Annotated in this window: 19 protein-coding genes and 1 tRNA gene; 6 read left to right on the top strand and 14 right to left on the bottom strand. The window is 63.0% G+C overall.

The features are described from left to right. Positions 1–80 precede the first annotated feature (80 nt). The 8 genes from GEV05_09555 to GEV05_09520 form a co-directional block, all read right to left on the bottom strand. Positions 81–1,367 carry a 3-isopropylmalate dehydratase gene (locus GEV05_09555; GenBank protein MPZ43631.1) on the bottom strand — a complete coding sequence of 429 codons (1,287 nt, stop codon included), beginning with the start codon at positions 1,365–1,367 and terminating at the stop codon, positions 81–83. Positions 1,368–1,574: 207 nt separating this feature from the next. After that, on the bottom strand, positions 1,575–1,751 hold the full coding sequence (locus GEV05_09550) for a hypothetical protein (protein ID MPZ43630.1): 177 nt from the start codon (positions 1,749–1,751) through the stop codon (positions 1,575–1,577). 20 nt (positions 1,752–1,771) lie between these two features. Further along, on the bottom strand, positions 1,772–3,040 hold the full coding sequence (locus tag GEV05_09545; GenBank protein ID MPZ43629.1) for a hypothetical protein: 1,269 nt from the start codon (positions 3,038–3,040) through the stop codon (positions 1,772–1,774). A gap of 121 nt (positions 3,041–3,161) precedes the next feature. Beyond that, positions 3,162–3,938: an IS66 family transposase gene (locus GEV05_09540; protein MPZ43628.1), complete on the bottom strand. Its 777-nt coding sequence runs from the start codon at positions 3,936–3,938 to the stop codon at positions 3,162–3,164. Then, on the bottom strand, positions 3,532–4,455 hold the full coding sequence (locus GEV05_09535) for a hypothetical protein (protein MPZ43627.1): 924 nt from the start codon (positions 4,453–4,455) through the stop codon (positions 3,532–3,534). The genes GEV05_09540 and GEV05_09535 overlap by 407 nt, the downstream gene beginning before the upstream one ends. Positions 4,456–4,476: 21 nt before the next feature. After that, complete coding sequence (gene tnpB, locus GEV05_09530; protein ID MPZ43626.1) at positions 4,477–4,824, bottom strand: IS66 family insertion sequence element accessory protein TnpB; 348 nt, start codon at positions 4,822–4,824, stop codon at positions 4,477–4,479. Beyond that, the gene (locus tag GEV05_09525) at positions 4,818–5,177 is read right to left on the bottom strand and encodes a hypothetical protein (GenBank protein ID MPZ43625.1); all 360 of its coding nucleotides are present in this window, start codon (positions 5,175–5,177) and stop codon (positions 4,818–4,820) included. The genes tnpB and GEV05_09525 overlap by 7 nt, the downstream gene beginning before the upstream one ends. 47 nt (positions 5,178–5,224) lie before the next feature. Further along, a complete protein-coding gene (locus GEV05_09520; protein ID MPZ43624.1) occupies positions 5,225–5,491 on the bottom strand; it encodes a hypothetical protein in 267 nt (88 codons plus the stop codon). A gap of 74 nt (positions 5,492–5,565) precedes the next feature. On the opposite strand from GEV05_09520, the gene GEV05_09515 reads away from it, so the two are divergent. Next, the gene (locus GEV05_09515) at positions 5,566–5,835 is read left to right on the top strand and encodes a hypothetical protein (protein ID MPZ43623.1); all 270 of its coding nucleotides are present in this window, start codon (positions 5,566–5,568) and stop codon (positions 5,833–5,835) included. Positions 5,836–6,078: 243 nt separating this feature from the next. Next, positions 6,079–6,315: a hypothetical protein gene (locus tag GEV05_09510; GenBank protein ID MPZ43622.1), complete on the top strand. Its 237-nt coding sequence runs from the start codon at positions 6,079–6,081 to the stop codon at positions 6,313–6,315. 18 nt (positions 6,316–6,333) lie between these two features. Here the strand turns inward: GEV05_09510 and GEV05_09505 are convergent, their stop codons facing one another. The 3 genes from GEV05_09505 to GEV05_09495 form a co-directional block, all read right to left on the bottom strand. Continuing rightward, on the bottom strand, positions 6,334–7,386 hold the full coding sequence (locus tag GEV05_09505) for a hypothetical protein (protein ID MPZ43621.1): 1,053 nt from the start codon (positions 7,384–7,386) through the stop codon (positions 6,334–6,336). Positions 7,387–7,411: 25 nt separating this feature from the next. Next, on the bottom strand, positions 7,412–7,594 hold the full coding sequence (locus GEV05_09500; protein ID MPZ43620.1) for a hypothetical protein: 183 nt from the start codon (positions 7,592–7,594) through the stop codon (positions 7,412–7,414). Positions 7,595–7,720: 126 nt separating this feature from the next. Further along, positions 7,721–8,851, bottom strand: a complete 1,131-nt coding sequence (locus GEV05_09495) for a hypothetical protein (protein MPZ43619.1) — start codon at positions 8,849–8,851, stop codon at positions 7,721–7,723. A gap of 171 nt (positions 8,852–9,022) precedes the next feature. Between GEV05_09495 and GEV05_09490 the strand changes: the two genes are divergently transcribed. The 4 genes from GEV05_09490 to GEV05_09475 all read left to right on the top strand — a co-directional run bounded on the left by GEV05_09490 (position 9,023) and on the right by GEV05_09475 (position 11,311). Further along, on the top strand, positions 9,023–9,223 hold the full coding sequence (locus GEV05_09490; protein MPZ43618.1) for a type II toxin-antitoxin system VapB family antitoxin: 201 nt from the start codon (positions 9,023–9,025) through the stop codon (positions 9,221–9,223). Then, a complete protein-coding gene (locus GEV05_09485) occupies positions 9,220–9,627 on the top strand; it encodes a PIN domain-containing protein (GenBank protein MPZ43617.1) in 408 nt (135 codons plus the stop codon). The genes GEV05_09490 and GEV05_09485 overlap by 4 nt, the downstream gene beginning before the upstream one ends. A gap of 501 nt (positions 9,628–10,128) precedes the next feature. Beyond that, positions 10,129–10,425 carry a hypothetical protein gene (locus GEV05_09480; protein ID MPZ43616.1) on the top strand — a complete coding sequence of 99 codons (297 nt, stop codon included), beginning with the start codon at positions 10,129–10,131 and terminating at the stop codon, positions 10,423–10,425. Between the two features lie 355 nt (positions 10,426–10,780). After that, the gene (locus GEV05_09475) at positions 10,781–11,311 is read left to right on the top strand and encodes a transposase (protein MPZ43615.1); all 531 of its coding nucleotides are present in this window, start codon (positions 10,781–10,783) and stop codon (positions 11,309–11,311) included. A 99-nt stretch (positions 11,312–11,410) separates the two neighbouring features. On the opposite strand, the gene GEV05_09470 is transcribed toward GEV05_09475, so the two are convergent. From GEV05_09470 to GEV05_09460, 3 genes are all read right to left on the bottom strand, one after another. Beyond that, a tRNA-Pro gene (locus GEV05_09470) sits at positions 11,411–11,487 on the bottom strand. Positions 11,488–11,579: 92 nt separating this feature from the next. Next, a complete protein-coding gene (locus GEV05_09465; GenBank protein MPZ43614.1) occupies positions 11,580–11,945 on the bottom strand; it encodes a MerR family transcriptional regulator in 366 nt (121 codons plus the stop codon). Continuing rightward, positions 11,920–12,285 (bottom strand): integration host factor subunit alpha, encoded by a 366-nt coding sequence (locus tag GEV05_09460; GenBank protein ID MPZ43613.1) that lies wholly within the window; start codon positions 12,283–12,285, stop codon positions 11,920–11,922. The genes GEV05_09465 and GEV05_09460 overlap by 26 nt, the downstream gene beginning before the upstream one ends. Between the last annotated feature and the right edge of the window lie 95 nt (positions 12,286–12,380).

Raw genomic sequence — 12,380 nt, 5'->3', positions numbered from 1 at the left:
ACAGTCCGATTCGAATGGCAGCACCGGCAGGCGCCGCGCCAGAACGCCGTAGTGATATTCGAAGTTGCCGAACACCGCGTTCAACGCCTCGGCTGCGCGAACGCACGCGGATCGGCGATAACGCCCGCGATCGCGGATGCGGCCACTGTCGCCGGGCTACCGAGATAGAGCTTCGCCTGTTTCGAACCGAACCGGCCCGCATTCGTGTTCGACGCGGTCGAGATCGAGACCTCGCCGTCGTGCAGCGGTCCGACCACCGCATCGTTGCACGGACCGCAGCCCGCCGGAAGCAGGATCGCGCCGGCCTGTACGAACACGTTGAGCAAGCCTTCCGCTGCCATGCGACGCGTGGTCTGTTCGGTGCCCGGGGCGACGAACATGCGAACGCCCGGTGCGATCCGGCGCTCCTTCAGAAACGCCGCCGCGGCCACGAAATCCTCGTACATGCCCGAGCCGCAAGCGCCCAGAAAGACGTGATCGACCGGCTGCCCGGCCGCTTCGCCGACATCCACCGAAGTCTGGATGCCATCCGGCCGCGCGACCTGGGGCTCGAGGCGGCCGATGTCCACGGTTACCTCGTGCTCGTATGCGGCATCGGCATCCGCGTAGACCGGCGTGAACGTGCGTTGCGCCCGCTTCTTCGCAAACGCGAGGATAGCCTGTGAGGGCGGAAAGAACACGCCGTAAGCGCCCAACTCGGTCGGCGAATTGCAGAGCGCCGCGCGTTCGTTCAAGCCGAACTGCTCGATATCGCCGGCGAATTCGACCACCCGATAATCGAAGTCGAAATCGAGCGTTCCGTCCCGGGTCAGCCGCGCGAGATAGAAGCCGACATCCCGCGCGTAAACGTGCGGCTCGAGCTCGCCCTGGAGCGTGATCCGCACGCTGCGGGGAACGCTCACCCAGTTGGTGCCGGTCGCGAGCACGCGGCTGATCTCGGCCCCCATGCGAAAGCCGAATGCGCCGATGGCGCCGGCATTGGTGGAGTGACGGTCGTTGTCGAAATAGAACATGCCGGGCAGGAGCATCCCCGATTCCATCGGGAAAATATGGCCGTGACCGCCGCGTCCCACGTCGAAGAACTGGCCGACTCCCCATGCCTTGGCCGCGTTGCGGTTGATGACGCCGAACTCGGCCGCCCGCGCGCTGCCGTAGAGAACCTCGTGATCGGTCACCATCACGACCTTCTCCGGCGTGGCCAGCCGGTCGATACCCAACGCGTCGAGCTCCCGCTTCGCGCCGCGCACGAGCCCGTCGTGGATCATGATGAAATCGGGAACCGGATGCACCACGTCGCCCGGCCGGACGGATGCGCGCCCGGCGGCGCGTGCGAGAACTTTTTCGACTGCGGTCATGCCCATGGTCATTTGGCTTGCGTGACTGGCGGATACATATACCTTGGGAGTGTATGTGTGGCCTTCGGGCCAATGCAACGTGTGTTTGCCGCAGGGCCGAATGGGATCCGTCGAGCAGGAAGTTGCTTCCAGCGCATGGTCCGCCTCCACCGCACCATGACAGGCAAGACCAGCGCGGGTCGGTAACCCGGCCAACGACCGAATCGGGGCGAAGGAAACTCAATCCCTGAACAACCGCTCGTACATCCGCCCGAGCGTCGCGGTGTCCGCAGCATCGAGCGGCGGCAGATGCGGGCACGCAGCGATCTCCTCCACCTCCGCGACGCTCTTCACGCCTGGCACCACGGTGGCGATGTCGGGATTGTCCAGGCAGTAGCGCAGGGCCACCTGCGACATCGTTCTGAAGGGCCCCTTCCTCAGGAAAGCAAGCTTGTGGCAACGGGCAATCGCCGGCCGCCCAGCAGGCCTTCGAAAGCACCCTCGGAACCGTCGCACGGCGCATTGAATTCCTTCAGCGCGCGCTCTTCGACCGACCTTCCCTTGGGGCAGTGATTGTTTGCGTTGGGAGCGCGTCCCTGCATGTCGCCTCTGAAATGCAACGCGCCCGAGTCGGCTATCCCATGCAAGGGCAGGGTCAGCATCGGTCCTTTAAGCGGATGAAAGAACGGTGTATCGACGAGCAGCCAAGTCGGCTCTGTACCGATGCCCCGGTACTTCGAAAGGCGCGGGTCGGTGTCGCCTTTTTCCAGGTAGACCACTCCGGGGGATTTCAGGTCGACGGTGTTGTTCTGCAGCGCATCGGCAAAACCTTTCTTGCTGCCCTTGAACACCAGCGGCACCTGTGCGTTTCCGAGCCGCAGCCGGTCCCCGGTCTTGACCGCCGCAGGATCCTGCTTCAAGGCAATCGCGCGGATCTCGGTTTTGAGGTCCGGGATCTTGCACTCCGGGTGGGCGACGTAATCCAGCTCCACCAGTTCCAGGGGTTTGTCTTTCTGGCTGAGATCCCATTGCAGTTTGTCCGAGCCCCCGAAGATATGACAGGAGGCGCAGGCAACGGCGCCGTTGGACGAAGTGAGCGTTGCGTCGTAAAGGTATTGCCTGCCGTAACGGACGGCTTGCTCCTCCGGGTTGAACATTGCGTACTCGGAGATCTTCTCGAGCGCTGTCGCGGTGATGCGATAGGTTACGATCTTGTTGTCGAACAAGGTGTAGACGAACAGCAGTCGGTCCGTGGGGTCCGTGGCGACTCCGACGGGTCCGCCCGCGGGCACAGCGCCCTGGTCGCGTGCCGTTCCCAGGAACTGCTGTTTCAAATCGCTGATCCGCGGCGGCTTGCCCGCGTCCAGCGACAACTTGAACTGCGACAGCTCGTTGCCGCCCATTGCCGCCACGAGGATCCGCTCCCCGTTGCGATCAAGCTGCAGGGCGCCGGGCAGTGCCATTCCCGGAGTGACGCGAGCCGACTGGAACGCCTTGCTGTCCAGGTTGATCCGATGCACTCCGGGCCCGGCAGTCCCGTTCAGGTCGACGACCGTCAGTTGGTTGGTGACGAACCGGCCTTTCAGCTTCTCCTCCATGGGCTGCGTATTGTTGGACTCCAGCCCGGAGATGATCAGTCGATTGTGCTTGGCGTCATATTCGGTGTTGAAAAGAATCGTCCCCAGATTCTTGATCGTTTGCGCCACCGCATGGCGATTGAACCTGGGCGTCGCGGGTTTGCCGAGTTGTAACGCGCTGCCCGCATCGATGATGAACAGATGTAAGCGTTCGGCAGAGGCACCTTGACGAAGGGTGGGCGCGGCCGAGTCAGATGGTGAGTTCGGGTTCAGGCTGGGGCTGAAAGTTCCAAGGCAACAGCGCGTCGAGATCCTTGGCTTTTGCCGAGGGCAGCACGGTGAGCACGTGGGTGAGGTAGGCGGTGGGATTGATGCCGTTCAACTTCGCGGACTCGATAAGGGTGTAGAACTGAGCGGCGCGCCGACCGCCGGCTTCGCTGCCGGCGAACAGCCAATTGCGCCAGCCCAGGCAGATGCCGCGGATCGCGTTTTCCACCGGGTTGTTGTCGATGTTCAGCACTCCGTCATCGAGGTAGCGGATGAGCGCTGGCCAACGTCTGATCGTATAGCCGAGCGCTTTTCCGATCGCACTTTTCGGTGGTGACTTTGCGTGGGTTGCATCAAGCCAGCGCTTGAATTCGGCGAGGATCGGTCCGGCGCGGGCCTGGCGCTCGGTGGTGCGCTGTTCCGCAGGCAGGTGCTTGAGCTCGGCCTCGATACCGTAGAGCCTGCCGATCTGGATCAACGCGCTCTGGGCGATGGGGGAGTCGGTGGCCTTTGCGATTTCGTAGAAGGGGCGGCGTGCATGCGCCATACATCCGGCCTCGATCACGTTCGCGCGCTTGAGCACGTTGCTGTATCCCGAGTAGCCGTCTACGACCAGCGTTGCGGCAAACGGGGTGAGGAAACGGCTGGGATGCTCGGCTGGGCTGCGCGGGCATCGGCGCGGTGTGCAGTGTCTCGCAGTGCCGGCAGCAGTATTTCGGGCGCACGTGCCGGCGCACGAAGAACTTTGCTGGCACGATATCCAACTGCTCGCTCACCTCTTCACCGATTCTGGCGAGCCCCTGACCGCACTTGGGGCAGTCCTTCGATTCGAGATCGTGCAACACCTCCAGGCGCGGCAACGACTCCGGCAGTGGGCGGCGTTTGGGCTGGCGCTTGTCTCGGTCATCGGCTTGGCCCGATCCGAGCTTCTTCTTCTCGGCTTCCAGCGCATCGACTCGTGCTTGAAGGGCGGCGATGTCGCCATCGAGCTCGGATTCCCACAGCGAGAGCTGTTCAGCCGACAGTGCCTCGGTGTCCGCGCCGAAGCGCCAGCGCTTCAAGCGTGCGAGCTCGAACTTCAACTTCTCGATGAGCGCACTGTGCTCCCGGAGCTGCGCATCGCGCTCGTCGATCAGGTGTTGCTTGCATTGGAGTTGCTCATCGCGCACCCTGAGCTCTTCACGCAGCGAGACGATCAGCGCGTGCAGCTTCTTCTTCGAGGTCGGCAATGCGGTGGGCATAAATGCACAACGCGCCCACAGTGGGCGCGTTGACATCGGCAACAAAAAACTCTTCGACTACGCGATCGACACCGACAGCTTCTCCGGTACGCGCACCCGACGCCAATCCAAGCCTTGCGTGAGCACCACGAACTGCGCCTGCGTCAGCTCGATCATCCCTCGGTCGTTGATCTGCGGCCACACAAACCCCGCCTTCTCCAATCGACGGTAGTGAATCCAGAACCCAAGACCGTCCCACACCAACATCTTGAGCTTGCCCGCGCCCTTGCCACGGAACACGAAGCACTCCCCACTGTACGGATCGCGACCAAGTCCATGTTGCACACGAGCCGCCAACCCGTCGAACGAAAGCCGCATGTCCACCGGCTCGAACGCCAGCCAGATCCGTATCCCGGTGCTCAGCATGGCAGCACCTCCAGTAGCCGGATCAGGCGCGCAAGCGACGTCTCATCAAGCCCATCGCCAAACCTCAGACGCCGGCCACTTGCAAGGACAACCTCCACAGGCTGCGCCAACACATCGGCGCGATCATGCACTCTCGCCGATGCGACCGACCCCGATCCTTCCGCAATACGCACCGGAACAACATGCGGCATCAACGGCGCCGTCCACCCATGATCACCGAGCTTGCGCCGCCAGCGGCGAAACGTCTCGTACGAAATCGACTCGCGCTTGCAGTATGCCTCCTGCGTCAAACCACTCGCTCTCCAACCCTCAAGCTGCTGCACCCGCAAACCCCTGCGTTCCTCTCGCGTCATCCTCGTCTCCTTCTACGAAAAAGCAGACGAGTCTGTTCACCCCTCCTTCAGCATTCAATGTGGATTCGCCGCACGCTTACGAACAGATCGTTGTCGGCGACCGAATAATTCAGTTTTTGCGACCAGTCCTTGCCATTCAAATCGAGCCACTTGCCCTGGTCGTTCTGCTGCACGATCAGCATCGGTTCGGGATGGCCGACGCCGTCGGAGCTCCACTTTTCGCCGATCAGAGCGTCGAAAGGCACCGGCACGGCCGAAGTGCGGTTGCCGGACTTGAAGGCGGTGGCGAAGACCCGACTGCCGTCGCGATTCACCGCCAGCGACCGTACCGAGTCGGTGAACAGATTGATGACACGATCTTCACGATGCTGACCGAATCCGAGATGTGATGAACAATGAAGACAGCTTCGTGGGACCGGTCAATATCGGCAACCCGGTGGAAATAACGATCAACGCGCTCGCGCAGAAAGTGCTCGAGCTCATACCCGAAAGCAAGAGCCGCATCGTGCACGAACCCCTGCCGCAGGATGATCCCAGGCAACGCAAGCCCGACATCTCGCTGGCCAGGGAAAGGCTCGGCTGGGAACCCACGACGCCGCTCGATAGCGGGCTTAGATCCGCCATCGCTTATTTTCGAACGATCGTCGCGCCACACTAAGCGCCGAACCAAAATCACGGGCGGTCCCCGACGTTCGCCGCCAACGGACGGTTCGCTCGCAATCCTCGCGGCAAAAACGTTCATCGCACGCCGCATGGCACGCGACGGCCGCATCCATGTGCGACTTTCGTCACGGAGTTGACCGACTCCGCTCTCCCACTGCCGCGCGACTAAGGCCTGTGCGCATCCAGCCGTATATCTCCCAGGACCTGGGCCTCGGCGGCCCCCCCGAGGAGAACCAACATGCTGCGGCTCACCCTGCTCTTATGCCTTGGCAGCCTGCTATCGGCCGCGTTGGTGGCGATGACGGTCACGCGCTCCCTGGAACTTGTCGCAGCGATCGAGCAAGCTTTTGAGAACCCACAGCGCCGCGGCACCGCGGCCGACATATGCGTGACGGCCATGAAGGTATGCGTCGCGTTCGTGATCTGCGGAGCGCTGACTTTTCGGCTCGCGCGTCAACTACCCTTTTCGCCGTAGCCGAGTTTCAGCACCGGCTCATCCATTCTCGATGAGCTTCGATACCGCCAGACTCTGGCCGCCGGCCGTCGGCAGAAACATCGACTTGCCGCCGGCGCCGCCTGCGACGATCACGACGAGGTCAGACGGTTCGCGAATGATGGGGACCATGGAGCTGTCGTCGCTGCGATCGACGAACTCGGGAAACCGCGGTCCCTTGGACTTGCCGCGGTTCTTGACGAGCCCCCACGGCTGACGCGCGCGTTCGAATAGTGCCTCTTGCAGCCGGCACTTGCTCCACCCGGCGGAGGCGATGTGCTGAGCATGCTCGATGCCGAGCGCGAGCACCGGCGTGCCTTGCGAATACAGGTTGTTGACGCCGAGCGTCGCCATACAGGAAGCGAAGGTGTGCACGATCTCGTCCGCATCGGTCTGGACGTTCTCGGTCATGCTGTGGGGTGCCTCGGTATTGACGACCGTCACTACGCTCTGCTCACGCTCGAAACCGCGCTCTACGTGCAGAGGCTCCCACGGATTCGCTTCCTCGTACTCGGCGACGCAGTAGGTGTACTTGCCGGGATGGCCGGTTTGCGACGCGTCCACACCCGGGCCTGCGCCCCCGATGTTGATGAGCACCAGCCGCAGGGCCCGTCCGATGGTCGCATTCGCGCGCCAGCCCGGCCCGAACAGACCGCGGCCGCAGTTGATGCGCAGACGCTCGACCACCGGCCCGTTGACGATCATGAGCGGCGCGCCGGCGTGCGTCGTCGTCTGGCGGTGAGCCAGACCGTACTCGGGCTCCGACACGGCTTGCAGTGCCGCCACCACGACCGGCAGGTATTCCGGACGGCAGCCGGCCATCACCGCGTTGACCGCGATCTGCTGCATGCTGGCCCTGCCCATGCGGGGCGGGACGATGCTGATCACGTCGGATGGGTCGCGCCACGGCATGCCGCCGAGCATCGCCTGCACGCGCGATCGCGTGGGCGGCACGACCGGCAGGCCGTCGCTCCATCCGCGCTCGTAGAAGTAGTCGTTGATCTCGTCGAAAGCCCTGTCCGATTCGACGATGGGCGGGGAAACATGATTCATGCTGGCGTGCGCCCCCGATCTTCCGCTACCGCGGCATCACGCCGCGAGGCAGAGGGTACTGCTTGCCCTCGAATTCCCTTGCCAGCCCGCCGGCCTCCGTCGTGAGAACACGCGCGCACTCCTGCGCGATATCCCGTCCGGCTTGCACGATGCGCGATTCATCGCGATGACCCACGGGATGGGGAATGACGATGATCGGCAGGCTCATGTGGCCGATGCCCTCGGCGACGACTTGGGCCAGCGGTGCGAAGGCCGTGCTGACGACCGTAGCCGTCGGAATGCCGAGCTCTTCGAGCGCGACCGCGTCACGCGCGGTCCAGGGGGTCGAAGAGCCTCAATGGCCCACATTGAGCGCCATGTGCTGGCCCGCTGCGTGGATGTCGCGCAGCAGGCGCTGCACTTCCCCGTCTAGGAAGATACTCTTCGCCCCTGCCGCGGCGTAGAGACGATCCAGCGCGCGCGTACATCGTGAAGCGACGTAGGCGATATCGCGCCGGTTGCGCGCCCGCAGGTCGAGGCTCATCTGCCCGCCCTGCCGCGCGATCTCCATCGCTTCGCGGCAATCCCGCAGCATCAGCGCCCGCGCGGCGTCGATCTCCGCGGCCGACTCCGCCACGCGGATGTGGATGGCGCCTTCGTGTACTGATCGGCGTTCGCCACCCGAGCGCTCCCGCATGTTCTGCACGATCAACTGCAGCGCCCGCTCCGCCATGCCGACGAGCGGAGCGGCGAGCGAGAACGGAACGGTGGCGTGGCGCGGCAGTCGGTAGAGCGCGCCGCCGTTGAACGCGCTGCCCGGTCCGGTCCCGTTTCTCAGATCCCGGTCGCTCAGGGTGCGGTGCTCCGGCACGAACACCTCGCCCTTCAGCTCGAAGTCCTTGCTGCCCGTGCCGCTCATCCCCATCACATGCCAGCCGTCGATGAGTGCGTAGTCCGACTTCGCCACGAGGAACATGTGCAGCTCGGGCGGCTCACTGTCTCCGGGAACGAAGCTCCTGACGAGGGCCCAGTCGGCGTGATCGCAGCCGCTGGAAAAGGGCCAGCGCCCGGAGAGCCGGAAGCCGCCATCCACGCGAAACGCCCTGCCCGCGGGAAGAAAACCGGAAGAAACCAGGCTGTCGGGCGACGCACCCCACACGTCCTGCTGCGCGCGCCCGTCGAACATCCCGAGCGTCGCGCAGTGGTCCGAGAAGATGCCCTGGATCCAGCCGGTCGAGCCGCAGCCCTCCGCGACCGTGGCGGTGATCAGGACGGCCTCGTCGAGCGGCAGCTGATAGCCGCCCAGAGCCGCCGGCTGGAGGGTGCGGAGCAGTCCGGCCTCGCGCAGATCGTCGATGCTTTCCTGCGGGATGCGCCTCGCCTTCTCGGCTTCCGCCGCCCGCGCCCGGAACACCGGCGCCAGCTCGCGTGCGCGGGAGAGTAGTTGCGCGCCTTTGGCTGTGGCTGTCGTCCCGATATCAAGCATTTGAGGCTAGTCCGGACCTAGCTCCCGATGGGCGTTGCACTGCGAGTACATTATGCCGCCGGTCGCGCCATCGCTGCGCGCAAACGAGCGAGGTTTATACCCGGGTTCACAACTGGCCGGCGCTTGTCTGCGGCACAGCCACTGTGTAGACTGATGTGTGAGGAGCTACACATGGCAACCAATCTTTCATTGGATCCAAAACTGATCGAACGTGCGCTGCAGGTCAGCGGCGAACGAACCAAAAAGGCGGCGGTGACCCGCGCTCTGGAAGAGTTCATCGCCCGCCGCCGGCAGAAGCGGCTGGTCGAGCTGCTGGGTAAGCTCGAATGGGACAGCTCGTTCGACTATAAGGCCGAACGCACCCGCAGGTGAGCTTGCTCGTCGACACCAGCGTCTGGTCGCTCGCCCTGCGGCGCGACGCGGACTCCAGTGCTGCGCACGCCCGCTTCCTGCGCCACGCCCTGGAGAGCGACGAGATGGTCCTGACCACAGGGCTCATCCTGCAAGAACTGCTGCAAGGATTCTCAGGCCCGCGCGCAAGTAACGCGATCATCGAGCAGTTCACGGCATTGCCGTTCGTCACGCCAGATCGGCAGGATCATATCGACGCCGCGGGATTGCGGAACCGCTGCCGTCGCGCCGGCTTGCAGATTGGCACCATCGATGCCCTCCTCGCCCAGCTGTGCATGCGTCACGAACTGACGCTGCTAACGACTGACAATGACTTTGTAATGGCTGCCGCACACTGCCCTTTGCAGGTTTGGCGATCCCCATGAAGACGGGGTAGCGGAAATCCGTTTGTCGTTGATTTCTTGTTCTTGTATTGGTCGGGGCGAGAGGATTTGAACCGCCTTCAGGCATTCGGGGACCAGTCACAAGTCCATACCGGTTCGTGAGCGGCAGCGCGCCCCCGCATCCGCATACGCCCGGGATTGAAACGACGAACGCAATTCGGAACAGGAACTGGCAGGCATACTCGGAATGAGGCAGACTTGCCGCTATCCTCCTTCGGCCTGGTTCAATGGACTTTCCGCGCAGAGCTCCCGGCCGCGGCATCACTGGCACTCCATACGTGCCGATCCGTGTTTCTTTGATGAAAACGGCGCACGCCGTGTTCTGGGATACCCGAATCCAGCCGGTTATCGCTGTGACGCTCCCGGTTGCTGTGGCGCTTCCGGTGAAGCGGGCAAACGATGGCCTTTTCTTCTATACTGACAAGACGTCAGCCGTAACACTGGCGGCCAAATATGCAGGGCTGCGCTAGTGAGGAACACGTTATGACTCAAGATTCAAAAATTATTCCGGTTGAAGGATCCAAATCGGGCGATATTGCACGTGCCTGGCAGCGCCCGCGTGAGATATCCCTCGAAGAGGTAACCGATGCAATCGTTCGCCTTTCGTGCACCGACGAAGTGACCCTATTTACCCTCGCGAGCGAAGGCAAGCTGTGGACCATATTTCCGTATGCAGCCACATACCAAGGTGTGCCAGAAACTGAGGCGTGGGACGACGTCCAGGAGGCACCGAACCGCACGCTGACTGATGAAGAACACGAGAAGTGGCTCCGTGAGTAACGGTTTCACCTCGTAGCTCGCCTGTGGGTGGCGAATTCGTAGTATGAAGGAATCGATCAGCTCGATGCAGTCCTGCACACCACGGCAGGCATGATACCGTTCCACCCATGCGCGATCTGCTCCTCCTGGCGATCCACCTGGTCGTCACCGTAGCGAAACTCCTGCGCCCGGGTGGTCTACGCACGGTCGCCGCTGAATCATTGTTGCTCAAGCAGCAGATCATCATCAGAGATTGACAAGGACGTCGTTCGCCGCGTCCTGGCACAACACTACCGGCCGGATGACGCTGGATCCAATGGCTCCTCCTGGTTGGCGTTGATCGCTCAGTCCAAGGGATAGCCTCTGGAGCCTCGACCTGTTTCGCTGCGAATCAATCCTGCTACACAGCTACTGGGTGCTGGTGATCATGGACATCTTCACTCGTCGAATCATCGGTTTTGGTGTCGCCCGCGAGTACATCGACGGCGCGACCGTGTGTCGGATGTTCAATCATGCCGTTGCCGGCGAACGTTGCGCCAGACACCTGAGCACCGATCACGACCCACTGTTCCGGTTCCACCGTTGGCTCGCCAACCTGCGTGTTCTCGATATCGAGGAAATCAAGTCCGTCCCGTGCGTCCCGGTGTCACATCCCTTCATCGAACGGCTAATCGGCACTGTGCGCCGCGAGTATCTCGATCGGCTGTTCTTCTGGAACTCCGTCGACCTGACACGGAAGCTGGCGGCATTCCGCGACTACTACAACGAATTCCGTGTCCACCGATCACTTGGCGGCACGACGCCCGCCCGGCAAGCGGGAGCGGCATCGCCGCCGCCTGCTGAGCTCAATACCTACGCATGGCGGCAGCATTGCCAGGGACTGTTCCAGACTCCGGTCGCAGCTTGATTTACCACCAATTCGCCACCCACAGGTTGGGCTACCGCGCGACCAGTCGGCAACGGCAGAACTGCGCGTACAGGGAGTCACTACTTGTATCTGCGGGAATGGTCGGGGCGGAGAGATTTGAACTCTCGACCACCGGCACCCCATGCCGGTACGCTACCAGGCTGCGCTACGCCCCGATGCGGGCCATTATACAGCGCACGCGCAGCTTGAAACCTGCGCTCGTGTCATGAGCACCTGCCGCGCGCTGCCGATCGAAGCGCCGGCCGACTCAGTGCAGCAGCTCGATGACGCTGCGGATCTCGTCACGGATGTGGTGCAGGTCTACTGCGGGACGCCGCGCTTCGGCGGCGGGCTGGGAGGCAATCTCGTCCAGCCGGTTGCGGGCGCCGCTGATGGTGAAGCCCTGATCGTAGAGCAGCTCGCGGATGCGGCGGATGAGGAGCACCTCATGGTGCTGATAATAGCGCCGGTTGCCGCGGCGCTTGACCGGCTTGAGCTGCGTGAATTCCTGCTCCCAGTAGCGCAGCACATGCGGCTTGACGCCGCACAGCTCGCTCACTTCGCCGATCGTGAAATAGCGCTTGGCCGGGATCAGCGGCAGGGTCGGCTTAGGATTGGGATTGCTGCTGTCCATCGGCGGGGTAGTGCTTGTCGACCAGCGCCTTCAATTTCTGCGATGCATGGAAGGTGACTACGCGCCGGGCGGTGATGGGGATCTCCTCGCCGGTCTTGGGATTGCGGCCCGGACGCTGGGGCTTGTCCCGCAGCTGAAAATTGCCGAAGCCGGATAGCTTGACGCCCTCGCCGCGCTCGAGGGCGGTGCGCACCTCCTCGAAAAACGACTCCACCATGTCTTTGGCTTCACGTTTGTTGAAGCCCACTTTCTCGAACAGCAGGTCGGCAAGCTCCGCCTTCGTCAGGGTACCTTTGTTCCCCTCGTTGCTGTTCTCCGGCGCTTCGTGGCTGTCACCCATCCCGGTGTCGGAGTGGATGGCGGTGAAGTTCAGGCCAGAATGCATTTTTCCCCGCTCTCCCTAGCGCTACGTTCTTCAAAGAGCTACGAGCAATA

Source organism: Betaproteobacteria bacterium, assembly GCA_009377585.1.
Taxonomy (GTDB): Bacteria; Pseudomonadota; Gammaproteobacteria; order Burkholderiales; family WYBJ01; genus WYBJ01.
Note: the sequence above shows the minus strand (reverse complement) of the source record. Positions and strands in the feature narration are given on the sequence as shown.